General features: G+C 60.3%; 14 protein-coding genes and 1 pseudogene. 4 read left to right on the top strand and 11 right to left on the bottom strand.

Annotated features, from left to right (window positions below; all coding sequences use genetic code 11):
* Window positions 1-333: 333 nt before the first annotated feature.
* Window positions 334-903 carry a HutD family protein gene (locus tag ACM6J5_RS03880; RefSeq protein WP_095942324.1) on the bottom strand — a complete coding sequence of 190 codons (570 nt, stop codon included), beginning with the start codon at window positions 901-903 and terminating at the stop codon, window positions 334-336.
* Window positions 900-1,610: a histidine utilization repressor gene (hutC, locus tag ACM6J5_RS03875; protein ID WP_172435301.1), complete on the bottom strand. Its 711-nt coding sequence runs from the start codon at window positions 1,608-1,610 to the stop codon at window positions 900-902. The genes ACM6J5_RS03880 and hutC overlap by 4 nt, the downstream gene beginning before the upstream one ends.
* A gap of 146 nt (window positions 1,611-1,756) precedes the next feature.
* On the opposite strand from hutC, the gene ACM6J5_RS03870 reads away from it, so the two are divergent.
* On the top strand, window positions 1,757-3,121 hold the full coding sequence (locus ACM6J5_RS03870; protein WP_414927860.1) for a formimidoylglutamate deiminase: 1,365 nt from the start codon (window positions 1,757-1,759) through the stop codon (window positions 3,119-3,121).
* Between the two features lie 107 nt (window positions 3,122-3,228).
* On the opposite strand, the gene ACM6J5_RS03865 is transcribed toward ACM6J5_RS03870, so the two are convergent.
* Both ACM6J5_RS03865 and ACM6J5_RS03860 read right to left on the bottom strand, forming a co-directional pair.
* Entirely contained in the window at window positions 3,229-3,798 is a 570-nt protein-coding gene (locus tag ACM6J5_RS03865; RefSeq protein WP_414927859.1) for a lipocalin family protein, read from the bottom strand.
* Window positions 3,799-3,828: 30 nt separating this feature from the next.
* Window positions 3,829-4,083: a hypothetical protein gene (locus ACM6J5_RS03860; RefSeq protein ID WP_007975531.1), complete on the bottom strand. Its 255-nt coding sequence runs from the start codon at window positions 4,081-4,083 to the stop codon at window positions 3,829-3,831.
* Window positions 4,084-4,364: 281 nt separating this feature from the next.
* On the opposite strand from ACM6J5_RS03860, the pseudogene ACM6J5_RS03855 reads away from it, so the two are divergent.
* Both ACM6J5_RS03855 and ACM6J5_RS03850 read left to right on the top strand, forming a co-directional pair.
* Window positions 4,365-5,399: pseudogene (locus ACM6J5_RS03855) on the top strand (cache and HAMP domain-containing protein); the annotation flags it as partial.
* A 93-nt stretch (window positions 5,400-5,492) separates the two neighbouring features.
* Window positions 5,493-6,257 carry a methyl-accepting chemotaxis protein gene (locus ACM6J5_RS03850; RefSeq protein ID WP_371918215.1) on the top strand — a complete coding sequence of 255 codons (765 nt, stop codon included), beginning with the start codon at window positions 5,493-5,495 and terminating at the stop codon, window positions 6,255-6,257.
* 117 nt (window positions 6,258-6,374) lie between these two features.
* Here ACM6J5_RS03850 and ACM6J5_RS03845 read toward each other — a convergent pair whose 3' ends face one another.
* The 5 genes from ACM6J5_RS03845 to ACM6J5_RS03825 all read right to left on the bottom strand — a co-directional run bounded on the left by ACM6J5_RS03845 (window position 6,375) and on the right by ACM6J5_RS03825 (window position 15,453).
* Window positions 6,375-6,977 carry a DUF924 family protein gene (locus tag ACM6J5_RS03845; RefSeq protein WP_095942320.1) on the bottom strand — a complete coding sequence of 201 codons (603 nt, stop codon included), beginning with the start codon at window positions 6,975-6,977 and terminating at the stop codon, window positions 6,375-6,377.
* A gap of 3 nt (window positions 6,978-6,980) precedes the next feature.
* A complete protein-coding gene (locus tag ACM6J5_RS03840; protein ID WP_095942319.1) occupies window positions 6,981-7,991 on the bottom strand; it encodes a class 1 fructose-bisphosphatase in 1,011 nt (336 codons plus the stop codon).
* Between the two features lie 269 nt (window positions 7,992-8,260).
* On the bottom strand, window positions 8,261-9,634 hold the full coding sequence (locus tag ACM6J5_RS03835; protein WP_095942318.1) for a DUF3999 domain-containing protein: 1,374 nt from the start codon (window positions 9,632-9,634) through the stop codon (window positions 8,261-8,263).
* Window positions 9,631-12,837: a DUF2339 domain-containing protein gene (locus ACM6J5_RS03830; protein ID WP_414927858.1), complete on the bottom strand. Its 3,207-nt coding sequence runs from the start codon at window positions 12,835-12,837 to the stop codon at window positions 9,631-9,633. The genes ACM6J5_RS03835 and ACM6J5_RS03830 overlap by 4 nt, the downstream gene beginning before the upstream one ends.
* Before the next feature lie 165 nt (window positions 12,838-13,002).
* Window positions 13,003-15,453, bottom strand: a complete 2,451-nt coding sequence (locus ACM6J5_RS03825) for a glycogen/starch/alpha-glucan phosphorylase (protein ID WP_095942316.1) — start codon at window positions 15,451-15,453, stop codon at window positions 13,003-13,005.
* A 256-nt stretch (window positions 15,454-15,709) separates the two neighbouring features.
* On the opposite strand from ACM6J5_RS03825, the gene ACM6J5_RS03820 reads away from it, so the two are divergent.
* Window positions 15,710-16,147: a YkgJ family cysteine cluster protein gene (locus ACM6J5_RS03820; protein ID WP_095942315.1), complete on the top strand. Its 438-nt coding sequence runs from the start codon at window positions 15,710-15,712 to the stop codon at window positions 16,145-16,147.
* A gap of 201 nt (window positions 16,148-16,348) precedes the next feature.
* Here the strand turns inward: ACM6J5_RS03820 and typA are convergent, their stop codons facing one another.
* Both typA and thiI read right to left on the bottom strand, forming a co-directional pair.
* On the bottom strand, window positions 16,349-18,169 hold the full coding sequence (gene typA / locus ACM6J5_RS03815) for a translational GTPase TypA (RefSeq protein WP_095942314.1): 1,821 nt from the start codon (window positions 18,167-18,169) through the stop codon (window positions 16,349-16,351).
* A 139-nt stretch (window positions 18,170-18,308) separates the two neighbouring features.
* On the bottom strand, window positions 18,309-19,763 hold the full coding sequence (gene thiI, locus ACM6J5_RS03810) for a tRNA uracil 4-sulfurtransferase ThiI (protein WP_095942313.1): 1,455 nt from the start codon (window positions 19,761-19,763) through the stop codon (window positions 18,309-18,311).
* Between the last annotated feature and the right edge of the window lie 320 nt (window positions 19,764-20,083).

Genomic DNA, 20,083 nt, shown 5'->3' with positions numbered 1-20,083 from the left:
AATCAAGCGGCCAACTTGTTGGATGAGCATTCAAGAAAAATTCGGAAATGGCTGGAGAGCGCCTGAAACAAGGGTTCTGGCGAAGATGAAATTTTTTGAGCGGGATTTTTGTGGCGAGGAGATTTTGTTACTTGAGCGTGGTTTTGCGCCACGCTGGGGCGTTCGGTAACAACGTGGTGCGCTGTGGGAAACGTAATTTGGAAGGGAAACGACATCGCGAGCAAACCCAACCCTGTAGGAGCGAGCTTGCTCGCGAAAAACACATGGGCGCCGCAGGGCATCTGGTTTTACGCGTTATCGTTCACGACCATCGCGGCTCGCTCCTACAGGAGATCAGCGCGTTGTCAGTTCGATCACGCAGCAGGCGCCATTGCTGGAGACTTCCAGCAGCCCGGTGTTACCGTCCAGTTGCAGGCAATCATGCCGACCCAGTTGCGAAGCGTTGTCACCGACCTTCACTTCCAGCGCTTCACTAATACTGAATACCAGCACCGTATCCGCCGAGCTGAAGAACCGCTGCTCGCCGCTCAACCACTGCAACCGCGCAGCGTAACGCTGCGGCGCGTAAATCAGGTTGAAATCGCGAATCGGACCGCCGAGCAATGTGCAGGAAACCTTGCTTTCACCGCTGAAGGCAAACGGGTCCAGCGGTAACAGTGGCCGCGTAACCTGGCCGTCAACCGACAGCGACATGCCGTCGCCCTGCAACACGGTGATCACCCGCTCGTAACCGGCGAAGGTGGAAAACCCGCCCGACTCGCCTATGTCGGCAATCGACAGGCGCCAGCCAAAGCCATCCAGGCCGGTGCCGGCGTCACGGGTGATCTCTTCGGTGCTGCCGCCACCGTTTTTCCACGGCATGCGCGGGTAATCTTTGGCGCGTAGAACTTTCAGACTGCTCATTTATGGAACCGACCTTCCAGACGATGACGGGAACCGGGGTGGATCAAGCGGGCGGCGGTCACCGGCTGACGACCGGACCAGGTGCGGCGACGGATCAGCAGGCACGGTTCGCCTTTTTCAATCTGCAGCAATTTGCATTCGGACGCCTCGGCCAGGATCGCCTCGACCACGTGCTCGCCTTCGGTCAGCGGCGCGACCTGGTTCAGATAGGCGTATGGCGTTTGCAGGGTGAAGTCCTGTTTGAGGTAGTCCGGTGCCACCAGCGCGTTGACGAAACGGTCTTCGATTTGCACCGGAATATCGTTTTCGAAATGCACGATCAGCGAATGGAACACCTTCTGCCCTTCGCGCATGTCCAGGGCCAGGGCGCGCTCGGAGCCGGCGGCCTCTTCTTCAAGGGTGATGACCTTGCAGGTATGGCGATGACCGCGAGAGGCGATTTCGTCGGCGATGTTGTGCACTTCAAACAGGGCTGACTGGCTTTTCGGCTCGGCGACGAACGTACCGACGCCTTGCATGCGCACCAACAGGCCATCGGCGGTCATCTCGCGCAGGGCGCGGTTGATGGTCATGCGGCTGAAGCCCAACTGGCTGACCAGCTCGCTTTCCGACGGAACGCGGTAGTGCGGCGGCCAGTTTCCACTGTCGATTTGCTGGGTGATCATTTGTTTGACGCGGGCGTACAGGGGCGCCGGACTGTCGCCCATGTTCGCGGCCAACGGAGAGACTGGAGGCGGAGTCGGCACGGTTAATCCTTGGTCGTTTGGATAGGGTTGCTAGCTTGCCGGAGTTTACCGGGCAGGCAAACGTCTGTATATGTATATACAAATAACACACGATGGGGTGCTGAACCATGTCCGCCTTCTTTGCCGAACGCGCGCTGCTGCCTAGTGGATGGGCCAACAATGTACGTCTTGAGGTCAACGCCGACGGCGTATTGACCCATATCCAGGCCGATTCCAACGCAGATGACGCCGAACGGTTAAGCGGTCCGCTGCTGCCTGGCATGCCGAACCTGCACTCCCACGCCTTCCAGCGGGCCATGGCCGGGCTGGCGGAAGTGGCGGGCAATCCGAACGACAGTTTCTGGACCTGGCGCGACCTGATGTATCGCCTCGTCGGAAAAATCAGCCCGGAACAACTCGGCGTCATCGCTCGTCAGCTGTACATCGAAATGCTCAAGGCCGGTTACACATCGGTGGCGGAATTTCATTACGTACACCATGACACCAATGGCCAGCCTTACGCGGACCCGGCCGAACTGGCCCTGCGTATCAGCCAGGCCGCAGGTTCCGCCGGTATCGGCCTGACCCTGCTGCCGGTGCTCTACAGTCACTCCGGTTTCGGCGGCCAAGCGCCGAACGACGGTCAGCGTCGTTTTATCAACAGCACCGAAAACTACCTCAAGCTGCAATCGCGCCTGCAACTGGTGCTGGCGCAGCAACCGGCGCAAGCCCTGGGCCTGTGTTTTCACTCGCTGCGCGCGGTCACGCCGCAACAGATCAGCGAAGTGCTGGCGGCCAGCGACAAGCAATGCCCTGTGCATATCCACATTGCCGAGCAGCAGAAGGAAGTCGACGACTGCCTCACCTGGAGCGGTCGTCGTCCGCTGCAATGGCTGTACGAAAACATCGACGTCGATCAGCGCTGGTGCCTGGTCCACGCCACTCACGCCAACCCGGAAGAAGTCACGTCGATGGCCAAGAGTCGCGCCATTGCCGGCCTGTGCCTGACCACCGAAGCCAACCTGGGCGACGGGATTTTCCCGGCGGTGGATTTCCTCGCCCAGGGCGGTCGCATGGGTATCGGTTCCGACAGCCATGTGTCGTTGAGCGTGGTGGAAGAATTGCGTTGGCTGGAATACGGCCAGCGTCTGCGTGACCAGCGGCGTAATCGTTTGTATGGCGCGGATCAGCCGATGGTCGGCCGCACACTGTTTGATGCCGCGCTGGATGGCGGCGCCCAGGCATTGGGCCAGCCGATTGGCACCCTGGCAGTCGGCAAGCGCGCTGACTGGTTGGTGCTCGATGGCAACGACCCGTACCTGGCAACGGCCAGCGGCGACGGGATTCTCAACCGCTGGTTGTTTGCCGGTGGCGATCGTCAGGTGCGGGATGTGTTGGTCAATGGCCAGTGGGTGGTGCGTGACGGGCGGCATGCTGACGAGGAAGAAAGCAGCCGCGCCTTCACTCAGGTCCTGCGCGATCTTCTGAACTAACGCAAAAACCCTGTAGGAGCGAGCCTGCTCGCGATGGTGTATCAGTCGACATCGCTGTGTCTGACACTCCATCGCGAGCAGGCTCGCTCCTACAGGGTCATGCGTTGTTAGTTGGACGTCTCGGCCATCTGCTGTTCCGACGCCCGCCAGATCAGCCGCGTGGTGTCATAACCCTGCTGACGTGCCTTGCTCAGCAGTTCCTCACGCACGACACCGTTCACGGTTGGTGTGCGCGACAACAGCCATAAATACTTCCGGCTCGGATCACCGACAATGGCGGTCTTGTAGTCATCGCTGACATACAGCACCCAGTATTCACCCTTCGCCGTACCCGGGATCAGCCTGGAGAACCAGGTATCGAACTCGATCCACAGTTTGTCACCCTTGCCGGGCACCTGTGGATAAGCCGTGCCCTTGACCTCTTCCCATTGCCACTGCGCCGTCAGGCAGCGGTTCAACACCGCGACATTGCCGTCAGGCTTGAGCGTGTAATGAGCTTCGGATTGCGCGCAGTCGCGCTGGAAGTACATCGGCATACGAGCCAGCTCGTACCAGGTGCCCTGGTAGCGCTTGAGGTTGACGCTATTGACCGTCTTGGGGGCCAATGGGTCCTGGCCAGATGTGGCACAGCCAGCCAACACCAGGCCGGCAAAAAGGATGATCAATAACCGCTTCATTATTTTTCTCCCGTGGGCGATCGCCCCGGTTTACTTCAGGCCTTGGCCGGAAAACATCAGCACTTTGTCACCGGCGAACTGCACGCTGATAAAGCTGTTCTTGTCGCCCCAGGTGCAGCTGGACATGCCGAGCGCGCCTGAACAATCGGCGGGTTTGCCCAACAGGGTCTCCACATCGGCCTTGGCCATGCCGGCGGAGAGCTTCGAGTAGTTTTCCTGATTGACCTTGCTGCAGGCAGCGAGCAATACGCAGAACGAAAGCAGGGCGATGGAACGCAACGACATGGTGAAACTCCGGGGGCGTAGGGGATTGGCATGGCTGCCAAGCTGAAGCTTAGAAGAGAAAACCCCTGTCAGGTTCCCTGCCCGGCAGGCTATTTATCGGGCCACTCGTCTACCTTTTGCCGAAAATCAGCCACTTTGCCTGTTTACCGGGCATTTCGTCGTTTTTCAGAGATTGCGCCTAATCTTTGGCGCTGTTCAGTCGACATAAATGCAACGCAAAGCCACGTCGGTGGCATTTGCCCTCCCATTTTGTAGAACAGCCCCTCTGCGGTAGCTCATCCATGACCAGAAACATGAAGTTCAGCCACAAGATATTGCTGGCTGCCGCCCTCGTAGTGGCCGTCGCATTCGCTTGTTTCATCCTGTTCAACGACTATCGCCAACGCGAAACCTTGCGCACCAGTACCGAAGCCTCGATGCAGGAACTCGGCAGCCTGACCACCAGCAACATCCAGACCTGGCTGGAAAGCCGCATGCAATTGCTGCAGTCGATGGCCCAACAGATCAACGCCGACGGCAATGCTACCGCTGGCCTGAAACGGATCATCGACCTGCCCGCCTACACCGGCAACTTCCAGCTGAGTTACTTCGGTGGCGCCGACGGCGTGATGTTCTCGGTCCCGGCGGGCAACCGCGCGGCGGACTACGACCCGCGCGCCCGTGGCTGGTACAAGGCGGCCAATAGCGCACAACAGACCATCGTCACCGAGCCGTACATTGCCGCCTCCTCCGGCAAGCTGGTGATCACCGTCGCCACTCCCGTGCAGCATCAGGGCCAGATGATCGGCGTCGCCGGTGCCGACATCGATCTGTCCAGCGTCAGCGCGATCATCAATTCGCTGAACTTCGGCGGTCACGGCCATGCGTTCATCGTCGGTGCCGACGGCAAGATCCTGATTCACCCGGACAGCAAGCTGGTACTCAAGAACCTGACCGAGGCCTACCCCAACGGTGCGCCGAAAGTCAGCCCGGGCATGAAAGAAGTCGAGATCGACGGCAAGCGCCAGCTCATCTCCTTCACCCACGTCAACGGCGTGCCATCGGCGGACTGGTACGTGGCGCTGGTGCTCGACCAGGAAACGGCGTTCTCGATGCTCAGTGAATTCCGCACCTCGGCGATCATCGCCATGGTGATTGCCGTGGTGATCATCATTGTGCTGCTGGGCATGCTGATCAGGCTGCTGATGCAGCCGCTGCTGACCATGGGCCGCGCCATGCACGACATCGCCGAAGGCGAAGGTGACTTGACCAAACGCCTGACCATTCACGGCCACGACGAATTCGGCGCGCTGGGGCTGTCGTTCAACCGCTTCGTCGAGCGCATTCACACCTCGATCATCGAAGTCTCCTCGGCCACCGGCCAGGTCAACGAGGTGGCACTGCGGGTAGTCGCCGCCTCGAACTCGTCGATGTTCAACTCAGACCAGCAAGCCTCGCGCACCAGCAGCGTGGCCGCGGCGATCAACCAGCTCGGTGCCGCCGCCCAGGAAATCGCCCAGAACGCCGCCCTCGCCTCGCAACATTCCAGCGATGCCCGCAGCCTGGCCGAAGACGGCCAACAGGTGGTGGATAAAACCATCGCGGCGATGCAGCAACTGTCGGCCAAGATCAGCGATTCGTGCGGCAACATCGAAAACCTCAACAACAACACGGTCAACATCGGGCAGATCCTGGAAGTGATTACCAGCATCTCCCAGCAGACCAACCTGTTGGCGCTTAACGCCGCCATTGAAGCGGCGCGCGCCGGTGAGGCCGGTCGTGGTTTCGCGGTGGTTGCCGACGAAGTGCGCAACCTCGCTCACCGCACCCAGGACTCGGCGCAGCAAGTGCAGACGATGATCGAAGAGCTGCAAGTCGGCGCCCGGGCAGCGGTGGGCATCATGACCGACAGCCAGCGCCAGAGCGAAAGCAGCGTCGGCATCGCCAATCAGGCGGGGGAACGCCTGGGCAGCGTGACCCAGCGCATCGGAGAGATCGATGGCATGAACCAGTCGGTCGCCACCGCCACTGAAGAACAGACGGCCGTGGTCGAGTCCATCAACGTCGACATCACCGAGATCAACACGCTGAACCAGGAAGGCGTGGAGAACCTGCAGTCGACCTTGCGTGCGTGTGCCGATCTAGAGCAACAGGCGGCGCGGTTGAAGCAGTTGGTGGGTAGCTTCAGGATCTGAGGCGCTGCTACCGGCACAATCGCCAGCAGGCTAGCTCCCACAGTAGATCTCCAGTGCAACATAGATCAATGTGGGAACCAGCCTGCTGGCGATAGCAGCATCAGCAACACCGCAAAACTAAAACCGAGAGCCCGGCTTCGACAGAAACTCGAGTTCCTCAGCCGTCGATTCCCTTCCCAACACCGCATTGCGATGCGGAAAGCGCCCAAACTGCGCAATCACCCTCTGATGCCGCTCGGCGTAATCCAGGTAATCAGCAAACAGCGCTTGATCACCTTCAGGCTGCTGCGCCACCAACCCGATATAACGCGAGACGCCTTCGTTCTGCACCGCGAGGTTTTCGCTGTGCTCGAACACCAGGTAGATGAACACCCGCTGAATCGGCTGTAACTGCCGATCGAAATCCGCGGCAATGCCTTGGGCCACCAGCTTTTGCGCCCGCAGATCGCCCGCAAAGGCTTTGGGAGTATCGCGAAAAATCATTCGCGGGATTTGATCGAGCAACAGCACCAGGGCCAGCCAACCTTCGGGACATTGCATCCACTCGGTCAATCCGCCGGCCAGTGCCTGCTCGGCCAAGTCCCCGAAACGCTCACGCGCTTCGAGGTCCTGGCTGTCGCGCTTGCCAAACCATAACCTGCCCTTCTGCGCCGCCACTTCCCTCGCTGATCCGGAACTTCCGAACCACCAATCAAGCAACGGCTGCCAGGGCGCGGTCATGGTTTATTCCTTGTGGTAAGCCGTGACACGGGCAACTTCTTCTTTCGAGCCGAGGAACACCGCAACACGCTGGTGCAGGCCTTCCGGCTGGATGTCGAGGATGCGCTGGTGGCCGTTGGTGGACGCGCCGCCCGCCTGTTCCACCAGGAACGACATCGGGTTGGCTTCGTACATCAGGCGCAGTTTGCCCGGCTTCGACGGCTCGCGGCTGTCGCGTGGGTACATGAACAGGCCACCACGGGTCAGGATGCGATGCACGTCCGCGACCATCGCGGCAACCCAACGCATGTTGTAGTTCTTTTTCAGCGGGCCTTCATCGCCTGCCAGCAATTCGCCGACGTAGCGCTGTACCGGTGCTTCCCAGTGACGCTGGTTGGACGCGTTGATGGCAAATTCCTGGGTGGCTTCAGGAATGGTGATGTTTTCGTGGGTCAACACGAAGCTGCCCATTTCACGGTCCAGGGTGAAGCCTTTCACGCCGTCGCCCAGGGTCAGGATCAGCATGGTCTGCGGACCGTAGATCGCGTAACCGGCGGCCACTTGCTGGGTACCTGGCTGCAGGAAGGCCTTTTCATTCAAGGGCTCGTTCTGGCTCAGGTATTCGTTCGGGCAACGCAGTACCGAGAAGATGGTACCGACCGGGGCGTTGATGTCGATGTTCGACGAACCGTCCAGCGGGTCGAATACCAGCAGGTACGCGCCTTTCGGGTATTTGCCCGGGATCTGGTAGGCATTGTCCATTTCTTCGGACGCCATGCCGGCCAGGTGACCGCCCCATTCGTTGGCTTCGAGCAGAATCTCGTTGGAGATCACGTCGAGCTTCTTCTGCACTTCGCCCTGGACGTTTTCAGTGCCCATGCTGCCCAGAACGCCACCGAGGGCGCCTTTGGACACGGCGTGGTTGATCTCCTTGCAGGCACGCGCCACCACTTCGATCAGGAAGCGCAGATCGGCAGGAGTGTTGTTGCTGCGGGTCTGCTCAATCAAATAGCGACTCAAGGTAACGCGGGACATGGAAGGCTCCGGAGGAATGGGGGGCTAAAAACCCGCGCAGTTTAACGCGAGTCGGGGCGCATTTCCTCCTATCAGACGTGATCGGCCGAAGAGAGTTCATGCGCGGGGATGAGCGTAGTTGGAAAAGGGCTGGGTGTGAGCTCGGGGAAAGAGGCAAATACGGTATTTTTGTTGAATGAACTAACGCTTTCGCGAGCAGGCTCGCTCCCACAGGGGTACGCATTCCAACTGTGGGAGCCTGCTCGCGATTGGGGGCGCAGCACCCACTGTCAGGATTTGACAGAGGGCTTGCGCAACAAACTGAACGCCATCGCCGCCAGGAACAAGACACTGAGCAACAACACCGCCCACAAGCCGAACCTCTTCCACTGAGTGTCCGTCGTCGCCGGCGTTTTCTCTGTCGATGCATTCGAGACCACCGCCCCGACATCCACCATGGCCCGGCCCAGGGTCGCGAGCTTCGTCGGGCTGTAATCCGGAATCAGCGTCGACAGCGACAAGTTCGCCGCCTTCGCCGTCGAACTCCCCACGGCCAGCGTGTAAGGCCCAGGCCCGCGCGCCAGGAACACCAGTTGCGTGGCACGCACGGCAAACTTCAACGTCGGTGCCTGATCACCCAGGCCGCCGCCGCGTTCGTCCACGGTCAGTTTCAATTGCTGCACGATTTGCCCTGACAGCTGCAATTCGTTTTGGACCACGTCCTGACCGTTCTGGGTCAGGCGATAGAGCAAACCGTTGCCCAACGACTGCCATGGCAGGCTGCTGTCACGCCGCCCGGCCAGGCTCACTGGCGCCAGGCTGTTGGGCTGGCTCAACTCGACCTGCACCCGCTCGACATTCAGCCCCATCGGCAACTGCCAGGTGTATTCACCCGCCTTCACGCTGCTGCCGGCCAATGCCTGGGACCAGACCAACGGCAGCGGCAGGCTGCGGATATTGGCGCTCTGCAGTTGCGCCGACGTCAGTGTCGGCGCCGAATGCGGGGTGATCCACAGCAACCGCAGGTAGCGCGCCGGCTGGCCCGGCAGGTTGACTTCATGCTGCTCGACCCGCTCGTCGGAAAAGGTCAGGCGCGCCACCTGCCCTTCACCCCAGGACTGCCAATGCTGCAAATCATCGCTGGCTTCGACGGTGAAACGCTGGAAGCCGTCGCGCTCGCTGGTCCAGTCGAGAATCAACTGCTGCAACGGCGCCTTGATCGCCGAAGCGTCGAGCAACCAGCCGCGCAACTCCTCCTCACCCGCCTCCAACTGACTGGAGGGCTGCACCTCGACCAATGTGCCGTTGGTACTCGATTGCACCCGCACGCTCGGCGCGGTTTCAGTGGCGTCCACCGAGCTGTACAGCGCAAACCATTTCACCTCGTTCAAAGTCCGCGTTTCATTGCTGCGCGCCGATTCCCGAGCCAAGGCGTAAGCCTGAACATCGCCCACCGCGTTGAACACACGCACGTCGCTCAGGTCGGCCTGCCGTGCATTCAGTTGTACGCTCAGGGGCAGTTCAATGCGATACCAGGGGCCTTCGCCCGTCACCGACAGGGGCACTTGGGTAGTGAAGTCCGCCGGTTTTTCCTGGGCAACCGCCGACAACACCACGCCCATGGCAACCGCGCCCAACCAACCCAGGTTCAGCTTCTGACTCAAGACGACACTCCTTCGGATTCCGGGACCGGTTTCTCGATATCCGGCACAGCTTCGGCACGCTTGGGCGGCAGTGGGGCGAAATAACCCACCACCAGCAGCAACACGCCGACACCGATAAACGACACGATCCGCGCCAGCCCGCCGCGGTTACTCAATTCAACAAAAAACAGTTTGGTCACGACCACGCCGATCAAGGCGGCGCCGATCAACCAGACTTCCCGGCGACGACGCAAATGGCCGCCGATCATCAGGCTCAGGGCCATCAAGGTCCAGACGATGGACAACCCGGCTTGCACCTGCATCGACGCCAGCAACAGGTCCAGCTCGAACGGCACCCCGCTCCAATGGTGCGCCGTACGCATCACCAATGCCGTAAAGAACACGAACAGCGAGGCACCCGCGACCCCTTGCGTGGCGATGGCGGCGTAATCCTCGCGGACTGCCAGTTGTGTCATGGCGCTGCGGGACCAGGCATAGACGCCGAACAACGCGAACAGCAAACCCAGCTCCAGCGGGTTGATCAATGGCACGTAGGGCAGTGGCTCGGCGTTGCCGTCACTGGCGACATTCGCCAGCCAGAACCAGCCGAGCATCAACAACGCCAGCGGCGCGGCGGCGTATACGCGGTATTCGCGTGGATACGCCGACACTGGCCAAGGCCACGCGCGAGGTGCCGCCATCAGCACCAGATACAGACTGGGCAGAATCGCCCAACCCAACCAGCGCCAGGCGTTGTATTGCTCGGACAACACCAGCAAGCCGTAACGCAGCTCCAGAGCCAGCACCCCCATCAACAACCAACAGCCGAGCACATGGGCCACGCTCGTCACGCGCGCCGCCAGCATGAGTGCCAGGCGCCTCAGGGACATGAAATGCACGACGAGCACCGCGGCCCACGCCAGCCAGCCGACGTTGGCCGCCGGGTGATAACGCGAGTGCCAGGCCGCGAGCAGCACCAGTGCTGCCGCGGGAATCAACGCCGTGCAGAGCACACCCAGTGACGGCCATTTCAGGCGCAGCGCCAACACCGTCCACAGCGCCACACTCACGGCAGCGATGCTCAACAACAAAGTCGCCCGCACCGGCAACGGCGCAAAATGCAGCACTTCGATGATCCAGGCCAACGCCCACCAACCTGCGCCCCACACCAGCAACGCCTGGGACAATCGCAACAGGCTCAGCCCTTCGAATGTTCCAAGCGAATGACCAATCTGCAAACGCCAGGCCCCGGCCATCGCCGCCAGCCCCAACACCAGCGGCGCCCAGAATCCGGCATGAGCCAAGGGATTCAGCCCTTCACTGAACAGCGGCCCCGTCGCCAGGAACAGCGCGCCACCCAACAGTTGCACAGCGAGCGCGGTGAACACGAAGGTGCGCGATGGCAGGCGCACGCCAACCAACAACGTCAGCGCCCCGGCCAGGGCCCAACTGATCACCGTGCCGTGGCTGAAGAAAAACAACGGCGCCAGCAAATAGAGAAACGCCAGCCCGAGGCATGCCAGGACTGGCAGGCCTTTCAGTTCCCAAGGCCTGATCTGTTCCGGCAAGGCTTTACGCAACTGGTGGAAGCTGAACAGCAACGCGATGCCCAGTAACAACGCGCCTAGCGGCTCGCCGCCGAGCAGGCTGCCCTCGCTGTCGTGCAGCTCGCTGAGAAACGCCAGCGCCGAACCCAGTTGCAGGAGCAAGGCAAACGCCCGACCCAAGGGCCTTTGCTGGCGCAGGCCGAGCCAGAAGATCCCCGCGCCCTCCACCGCCCACGCCGCTGTCGTCCAGCGTGCATCGAGCCCCAGCGGAATCGCCAGGCTGGTGAAGATCACGCCCAACGCCAGACAGGTTTCCCCCAGCAACAGCGTGCGCCCGGCCATCAGCCAACGGGCAAGCCCCATATAAATAATGCCCAGCGCCAAGGCACTGAACGCCGCCGCGAACTCCAGATGCTGTACCAGTGCGAACTGCAAACCGAAACCCGCCAGCGGCGGGCCGAACAACAGAGTGCCGTCGACGTAGTTGCCCTTGCGCGCCGACCACTGCAACAGCGATTCGCGACTGCCCTCTGCCGGTGCATCGCTCATTTCCAGCAGCTTGCGTCGGGCGAACAGCAGACCAATGGCCAGGTACATCAGGAAAAACAAAATCAGAAACGGCTCGGTACTCCACAGTAGTTCCGGCGAGTAGGAGCGCAGGCCCCAGGCGAAACCGATGCCGAAGGTGCCGGTGAACCCGATGACATTCAACAGCCGCCAGGCCTTGAACCAGGCAATGACGAAGATGCCGGCGTTGAGCAGGGCGAAGTAGCTGAACAGCGCGACGTGGTTGCCGGCGCCGGTGGAGGCCAGTAGCGGCGCGGCGAACCCGCCCAGTGCGGCTGCGGCGGCCAGCCCCAGGGAGTCCTGGGTGATGGCGAGAATCGCCGAACAGACAGTCACCGCCACCAGCAGGCCGAACCCCGCCGAGGGATCGAGCAGTGGATGCAGGCGCATCGCGGCAAACACTGTCAGATACAACACGGCGATCCCGGCGCCTTGCAGGATCAACGCATAACTGCTGTTGCGCGCTCGCAACCACCACCCCAGCCCGAGCAACCCCAAGGCTGCCGCCGCAACGCCTGCATAACGCAATTCAACCGGCACCACCACGCCTTCGGTGGCATAGCGCAGCAGGAAGGCCAGACCGAGGAACAGCAGCACCACGCCGACCCGCAACACGGTATTGCCGCCGAACAACCAGGCCCGGGCGCGACTGATGGCGCGGTCGATGAGGTTCGGACCACGCGGGGGGGCAGGTGGTTGTGCCTGGCGAGCGATCGTCTCGGCCTTCCAGGCATCGGCAGGCTGCGAACGGTTGGTTTCGGTGGCCGCGACGGCTATCGGTTCGAGTTCGGGCGGCAGCTCCCAGAGCAAATCCGGGGCCGCTGCTGGTGCTTCATCGAGGATGGTTTCAGGTGAGACCAGTGGTTCGCGGGTTTCCGGCGCCTTGACGCCCGATGCTTCGAGCAGCGCCAGCCGTTGCTCGACCGCGTGCAGCGCTACCTGCGCCTGTTCCAGCAAGCGCTGCTGCTCGACGGCCTGCGAGTCCATGCGAGTCAGGCGAAGGGCCTGGCCGATACCCAATCCGAGTAATGCGCCCAACAGTGCATCACTGAATGACTCGTCGAGTATCCAGCCGAGCACCAGCCCTATCAGCATGAACATCCATTGCATGGTCGATATCCCTAAGCGGCCCCATCGTGGGGCAAGTCCAAGCGGTACAGTGTCTGATCAGTCTAGTGTGAAAACACCACAAACCCTGCCGCTCGGCAATCCGGCGCCTAGTATATCGATCCGGCCCGGCAACAACCGGGCCTTGCTCGCAGTTCTGGCTGAAAACTACTCCAGTGCCTTCCAGATTTCCGTTGCGTACTCGCGAATGGTCCGGTCCGACGAGAACCATCCCATCCGCGCCGTACTCAACACCGCCGAGCGCCACCACTCCTTCGAGTCGTGCCAATGGGCTTCGACGCGCATCTGGGCGTGCCAGTAGGAGTCGAAGTCGGCACAGACCAGGAAGCGGTCGTAGTCCACCAGCGAATCGATCAACCCGGTGTAACGGGACGGATCATCCGGTGAGAACACCCCGCCACGAATCGCTTGCAGCACATCGTTCAGACGATGGGACGCGGCAATATCCGGCACCGCGCTGAACTCATGGTTCTGCTTGCGCGCTTCCACCTGCTGCGCGCTGAGGCCGAAGATGAACATGTGCTCGGCACCGATGAGGTCGCACATTTCCACGTTGGCCCCGTCCAGGGTGCCGATGGTCAGCGCGCCGTTCAGGCCGAATTTCATGTTGCTGGTGCCTGACGCTTCGAACCCGGCGGTGGAGATCTGCTCGGACAAATCCGCCGCCGGAATGATGCTCTCCGCCAGGCTGACGTTGTAATTGGGCAGGAACACCACTTTGAGCAAGCCGCGCACGGTCGGGTCGTTATTCACCACCCGGGCGATGTCGTTGGTCAGCTTAATGATCAGTTTGGCCTGGTGATAACTCGCGGCCGCCTTGCCGGCGAAGATTTTCACCCGTGGCACCCAATCGATTTCAGGTTCCGCGCGAATCGCCTGGTACAACGCCACGGTGTGCATCAGGTTCAGCAACTGGCGTTTGTATTCGTGGATCCGCTTGACCTGCACATCGAACATCGCCGCCGGGTTGACCGCCACGCCCAGCCGCTCATGAATCAGGTACGCCAGGGCTTTCTTGCTGTGCAGGCGTTGCTCGGCAAACGCCTTGCGGAATGCACTTTTCTCGGCGAACGGCTCGAGGGCGAGCAAACGCTGTTCCGGGTTATCCAGCACTTCGGGCCCGAGGGCATCGACCAGCATCGAGGTCAGCTCGGGGTTGGCCTGATACAGCCAGCGGCGGAAGGTGATGCCGTTGGTTTTGTTGTTGATCCGCTCCGGGTAGAGCTTGTGCAATTCGGAGAACACCGTTTGACGCATCAGTTGCGTGTGCAGCCCCGACACACCGTTGATGCTGTGGGAACCGAGAAACGCCAGGTTGCCCATGCGCACCCGGCGTCCGTTGTCTTCCTCGATCAGCGACACCGCGCGCAGCACGTCGAAGTCGTGAATGCCTTTGGCCCGCAGGGAGTCGATGTGCTGGGCGTTGATCAGGTAAATGATCTGCATGTGCCGTGGCAGCATGCGCTCCATCAGGCCCACCGGCCAGGTTTCCAGCGCTTCCGGCAGCAACGTATGGTTGGTGTAAGACAACGTATCGACGGTGACCTGCCACGCCGCGTCCCATGCCACGTCGTACACGTCGACCAGTTGCCGCATCAGTTCAGCCACGGCAATCGAAGGGTGGGTGTCGTTGAGCTGAATCGCCGCGTGGTCGCCCAGGGTCAGTACCGAGGTGTGCATGTTGCGATGGCGACGCAGCAGATCCTGCAATGAGGCGGCGACGAAGAAATACTCCTGGCGCAGGCGCAATTCCTGGCCGGCCTCGGTGCTGTCCGCCGGGTAGAGCACCCGAGAGATACTTTCGGCCCGGGCCACTTCGGCCACGGCGCCCAGGTGGTCACCGGCGTTGAAACGCTCCAGATGCAGCTCTTCCATGGCCCGGGCGCGCCACAAACGCAGCGTGTTGACGCTTGCCCCGCGCCAACCGACCACCGGCGTGTCATACGCAATGGCTCGTACGGTTTCCACCGGGTGCCAGACTTGCCTGGACTTGCCGTTTTCATCGGTCACTGTCTCGACACTGCCGCCGAAACCGATCGGGTAAACCACCTCCGGGCGTTCGAACTCCCAGGGGTTGCCGAAATCCAGCCAGTGTTCGGTCTGCTCCTGTTGCCAGCCGTCGACGATGGCCTGGCGGAACAAGCCGTGTTCGTAACGAATACCGTAGCCATGACCGGCGATGCCGAGGGTCGACATGCTTTCCATGAAACACGCCGCCAGACGTCCGAGGCCGCCGTTGCCCAGGGCCGCATCGGGTTCCAGCAGGCGGATGCGCTCAAGGTCGACGCCGAGTTCGGTCAGGGCTTCGCGGGCCACGTCGAGCAGGCCGAGGTTGCTCAGGCTGTCGTAGAGCAGCCGGCCGATGAGGAATTCAAGGGAGAGGTAATAGACGCGCTTCTGACCTTTGCGGTAGATCTGCCGCGTGTGGTCCATCCAGTGCTCGACCATGTGATCCCGCGCGGCCAGGGCAATGGCTTCGAACCAGTCATGGTCGAAGGCGTGATCCGGGTCTTTACCCACTGCATAAGTGAGTTTGGTCAAGACGGCGTCGCGGAATGCGGCCACCTCTGCTTCGCGAACAAGTGGTTCTTGAGTCATCGATAGGACCTCGAGCGAGCTTGGAGTTGTCTGAGCCTAGTCGGTCTGACAGGCGGTAGAGGCTCTGGTTCGGCAGTTTTTCCTTTGAATGCAAGCTGGATCGACATTGCGTTGTCTTGTGCCTGAATCAATGCAGGGCTCGTGCCTATTTTCCGGTTGTTTGCGCTGTCTGTGAAAAAAACTGGCGAAAGGTTGTTCAAAAATCCACCAGTCCCGGTATGATCGCGCGCCCTGATGCACACGCTGGTAACAACCGATGATGAAGCCGAACCTGATCGCTGCCGCAGAGATCGACCGCCTCGATACCTGGGCCAAGTACTCTGCCCCGATGTGCGGCTCATGCATGTCCAGCTGCTGCACCCTGCCCGTCGAGGTCAAGATCAAGGATCTGGTCCGCATCGGCGTGGTCGATGAATTCGAGCTGGGTGATCCGCCGAAGAACATCGCCAAGCGCTTGCAAAAAGAAGGCTTGGTTGAACGCTTCAACCAGAAGTCAGGAATCTTCACCCTCCAGCGCATGAGCAACAACGATTGCTACTACCTGGATCGTAAGAGCCGTCTGTGCACTATTTATGAAAAGCGCCCGGATACCTGCCGCAATCACCCGAAAATCGGCCCGCGGCCGGGGTATTGCGCATACAAGCCCAAGGAAGTGGAGCGCGAGCGGAGTTCGCGGGCGATTGAGCGGTTCTGATCCATCCTGAAATCTTCTGTGGCTGATTGGCCGCCATCGCTAGCAGGCTAGCTCCCACAGGGGATTTGTGTCGATCACAGGTCAAGTGTGGGAGCTAGCCTGCTAGCGATGGGGCCCGAACAAACACTGCACAAACCCCAGACAAACAAAAACGCCCCCGGCCTTTCGACCGGGGGCGTTTTCGTTAAGCCGGGCTAAATCTTATGCCTTGGCTTTCTTGGCAGCGCGGGTACGCTCGCTTTCGTCCAGGATCTTCTTGCGAAGACGGATGGACTTAGGAGTCACTTCACACAGCTCGTCGTCCTGAATGAATTCCAGAGCCTGTTCCAGGGTGAAGCGAACAGGTGGAACCAGGGCGATGGTTTCGTCTTTACCCGAAGCACGCATGTTGTCGAGCTTCTTGCCCTTGGTAGGGTTGACGCCCAGGTCGTTGTCACGGCTGTTCAGACCCACGATCTGACCGTTGTAGATTTCCTGACCGTGTTCTACGAACAGCTTGCCACGCGCCTGCAGGGTTTCCAGGGAGTAGGTCAGTGCCTTGCCGGTTTCAACCGAAACCAGAACGCCGTTCTGACGGCCGGACATGTCGCCGGACTTCATCACGTCGTAACGGTCGAAGATCGAGGTCAGGATGCCAGCACCGTTGGTCAGGGTCAGGAACTGGTTACGGAAACCGATCAGACCGCGAGCAGGGATGTTGTATTCCAGACGTACACGGCCCTTGCCATCCGGCACCATGTTGGTCAGGTCGCCCTTACGCAGGCCCATCTCTTCCATCACCTTGCCCTGGGATTCTTCAGGGGTGTCGATGGTGACGTTTTCGAATGGTTCGTGCTTCACGCCGTCAACCAGACGGATGATCACTTCCGGACGGCCTACAGCCATTTCGAAGCCTTCGCGACGCATGGTTTCGATCAGTACCGAGAGGTGCAGTTCGCCACGGCCGGAAACCTTGAACTTGTCAGCCGAGTCGCCTTCTTCAACGCGCAGTGCAACGTTGTACAGCAGCTCTTTGTCCAGACGTTCCTTGATGTTACGGGAAGTCACGAACTTGCCTTCTTTACCGCAGAATGGCGAGTCGTTTACCTGGAAGGTCATGGAAACGGTTGGCTCGTCGACGGTCAACGGCTTCATCGCTTCAACAGTGTCCGGGTGGCACAGGGTGTCGGAGATGAACAGCGAGTCCATACCGCTGATGCACACGATGTCGCCTGCGGCAGCTTCTTCAACGTCTACACGGTGCAGACCGTGGTGACCCATCAGCTTCAGGATACGACCGTTACGCTTCTTGCCGTCGGCGCCGATAGCGACAACCGGGGTGTTCGGCTTGACGCGACCACGAGCGATACGGCCAACACCGATAACACCCAGGAAGCTGTTGTAATCCAGTGCGGAGATCTGCATCTGGAACGGACCTTCACGGTCAACAGCCGGCGCCGGTACGTTGTCGACGATCGACTGGTACAGCGGGGTCATGTCTTCAGCCATTTCGTTGTGGTCCAGACCGGCAATACCGTTCAGGGCCGAGGCGTAGACGACTTTGAAGTCCAGCTGTTCTTCGGTGGCACCCAGGTTGTCGAACAGGTCGAAGATCTGGTCCAGAACCCAGTCCGGACGCGCGCCTGGACGGTCAACCTTGTTGATGCACACGATCGGACGCAGGCCGGCTTCGAAAGCCTTCTTGGTCACGAAACGGGTTTGCGGCATAGGGCCGTCTTGAGCGTCAACCAGCAGCAGAACGGAGTCAACCATCGACATTACGCGTTCAACTTCGCCGCCGAAGTCGGCGTGGCCCGGGGTGTCCACGATGTTGATGTGGTAGCCGTTCCAGTTGATGGCGGTGTTTTTCGCCAGAATGGTAATACCGCGCTCTTTTTCCTGGTCGTTGGAGTCCATCACGCGCTCGTCGTTGAGCTCGTTGCGCTCCAGGGTGCCGGATTGACGCAGGAGTTTGTCTACCAGGGTGGTCTTACCATGGTCAACGTGGGCAATGATGGCGATGTTGCGTAGATTTTCGATCACTTGTGTATCTCGATCAGAGGATTCGGTGTGCTGACAAGTCTTGGCAGCGATTAACAGTAGCGTCCGTGAAAGCCGTTACAGCTTGACGGTGGCATCGGGGGGCCGGTGACGCAGGCCACAGGCAAACAGCCCCGGGCACTTAGCTCGGTCGATAAACGCGCACATTGGCATGCCCCTCACTGAGCAAATGGTGGGCATGCAGGCGACTCATCACGCCTTTGTCGCAATACAGCAGGTACTGGCGAGTAGGGTCCAGTTCCTTGAAACGAGCGTTCACTGCATAAAACGGCATCGTTTGTACCTCGATGCCAGCGAGTTCCAGCGGGTCGTCTTCAGCGGCATCCGGGTGGCGGATGTCGATGACGATCTGACCGGCCAGCGCTTCGCTGACTTCTTCAATCTGCAAATCCTGGCCCAGTTCATCGATCACGCGATCGATCGGCACCAGCTTGGCGTTTTCGAGCGCACGCTCGAGTACCGCCATATCGAATTCTTTCTCTTCATGCTCGACGCGATGGCGCTTGGCCGCGGTCTTCGGATTGACCGAGATGACGCCGCAGTATTCCGGCATGTGCCGGGCAAAATCGGCGGTGCCGATTTCGTTGGCCGTGTCGATGATGTCCTGCTTGTGCGCGACGATCAGTGGGCGCAGGACAAGCTTGTCGGTCACACAGTCGATCACTGACAGGTTCGGCAGCGTCTGGCTCGACACCTGGGAGATCGCCTCACCGGTGACCAGTGCGTCGATGTGCAGTCGATCGGCAATTTGGGACGAAGCGCGCAACATCATACGCTTCAATACTACGCCCATATGACTGTTATCGACTTTGCCGAGGATTTCGCCCAGCACTTCTTCGAACGGCACACTGACAAATAGCACGCGTTGGGAGCTGCCGTACTTCTTCCAGATGAAATGCGCGACTTCCATGACGCCCAGCTCGTGGGCACGTCCGCCCAGATTGAAGAAGCAGAAATGCGCCATCAGCCCGCGGCGCATGATCTGGTAGGCCGCCACGGTGGAGTCGAAGCCACCGGACATCAGCACCAGAGTCTGCTCCAGGGCGCCCAGCGGATATCCGCCGATGCCGTTGTGCTGGCTGTGGATCACGAACAACCGTTGGTCGCGAACTTCGATCCGGACTTCGACTTCAGGCTTTTTCAGGTCGATCCCGGCGGCGCCGCACTCACGTCGCAGCTTGCTGCCGACATATTTTTCGATATCGATCGAGCTGAACGGGTGCTTGCCGGCGCGTTTGCAACGCACCGAAAAGATCTTGCCGGCCAGCGCATCGCCGTAGTGCTGCCTGCACTTTTCGGTGATGTCGTCGAAGTCGCCCAGCGGGTACTCGTCGATCTGCAGAAAGTGCGCGATGCCCGGCATGCAGGTCAGACGCTCACCCATCTCTTTCAAGGCTTTCGGGTCGGTAACGCGGGTTTCCAGCTCGAGATTGTCCCACACGCCGTTCACCACCACGGCCGGGTCCAGATCGCGGAGCACGGCGCGGATGTTTTTGGCCAACTGGCGGATAAATTTCGTCCGGACAGGTCGACTCTTGATGGTGATCTCGGGGAAGACTTTTACGATTAATTTCATGGAAACAGCGCGCGCATGGCCTGCCGAAAAAGGGGGGCGCGGATTATAGCGGAAATTGCTCAAGGTTTAACCAGTTAATGTGCAGAAGGTTTTGCGCGCACCAAAACAGGTCATTTATTGAATCTGACGCCACATTACAGGGCGAGATTTTCTGCTTTAAAGCGCAATATGCCTTCGCAAGCGTGTTTTTGGGGCAAAAAACCCATGCTGGGGCACTGGCATGCAATTTGCTCCCTTGTGAGGCAGGTTGCCTTGGCAGAGTATTCGCGCCGGCATCACCCACATTTAAGGGCATCCATTACTAGCCCGAAGCCACCCGG

This window comes from Pseudomonas sp. IT-P74 (assembly GCF_949768175.1).
Classification (GTDB): Bacteria; Pseudomonadota; Gammaproteobacteria; order Pseudomonadales; family Pseudomonadaceae; genus Aquipseudomonas.
This window is presented reverse-complemented; position numbering and strand designations above follow the sequence as displayed.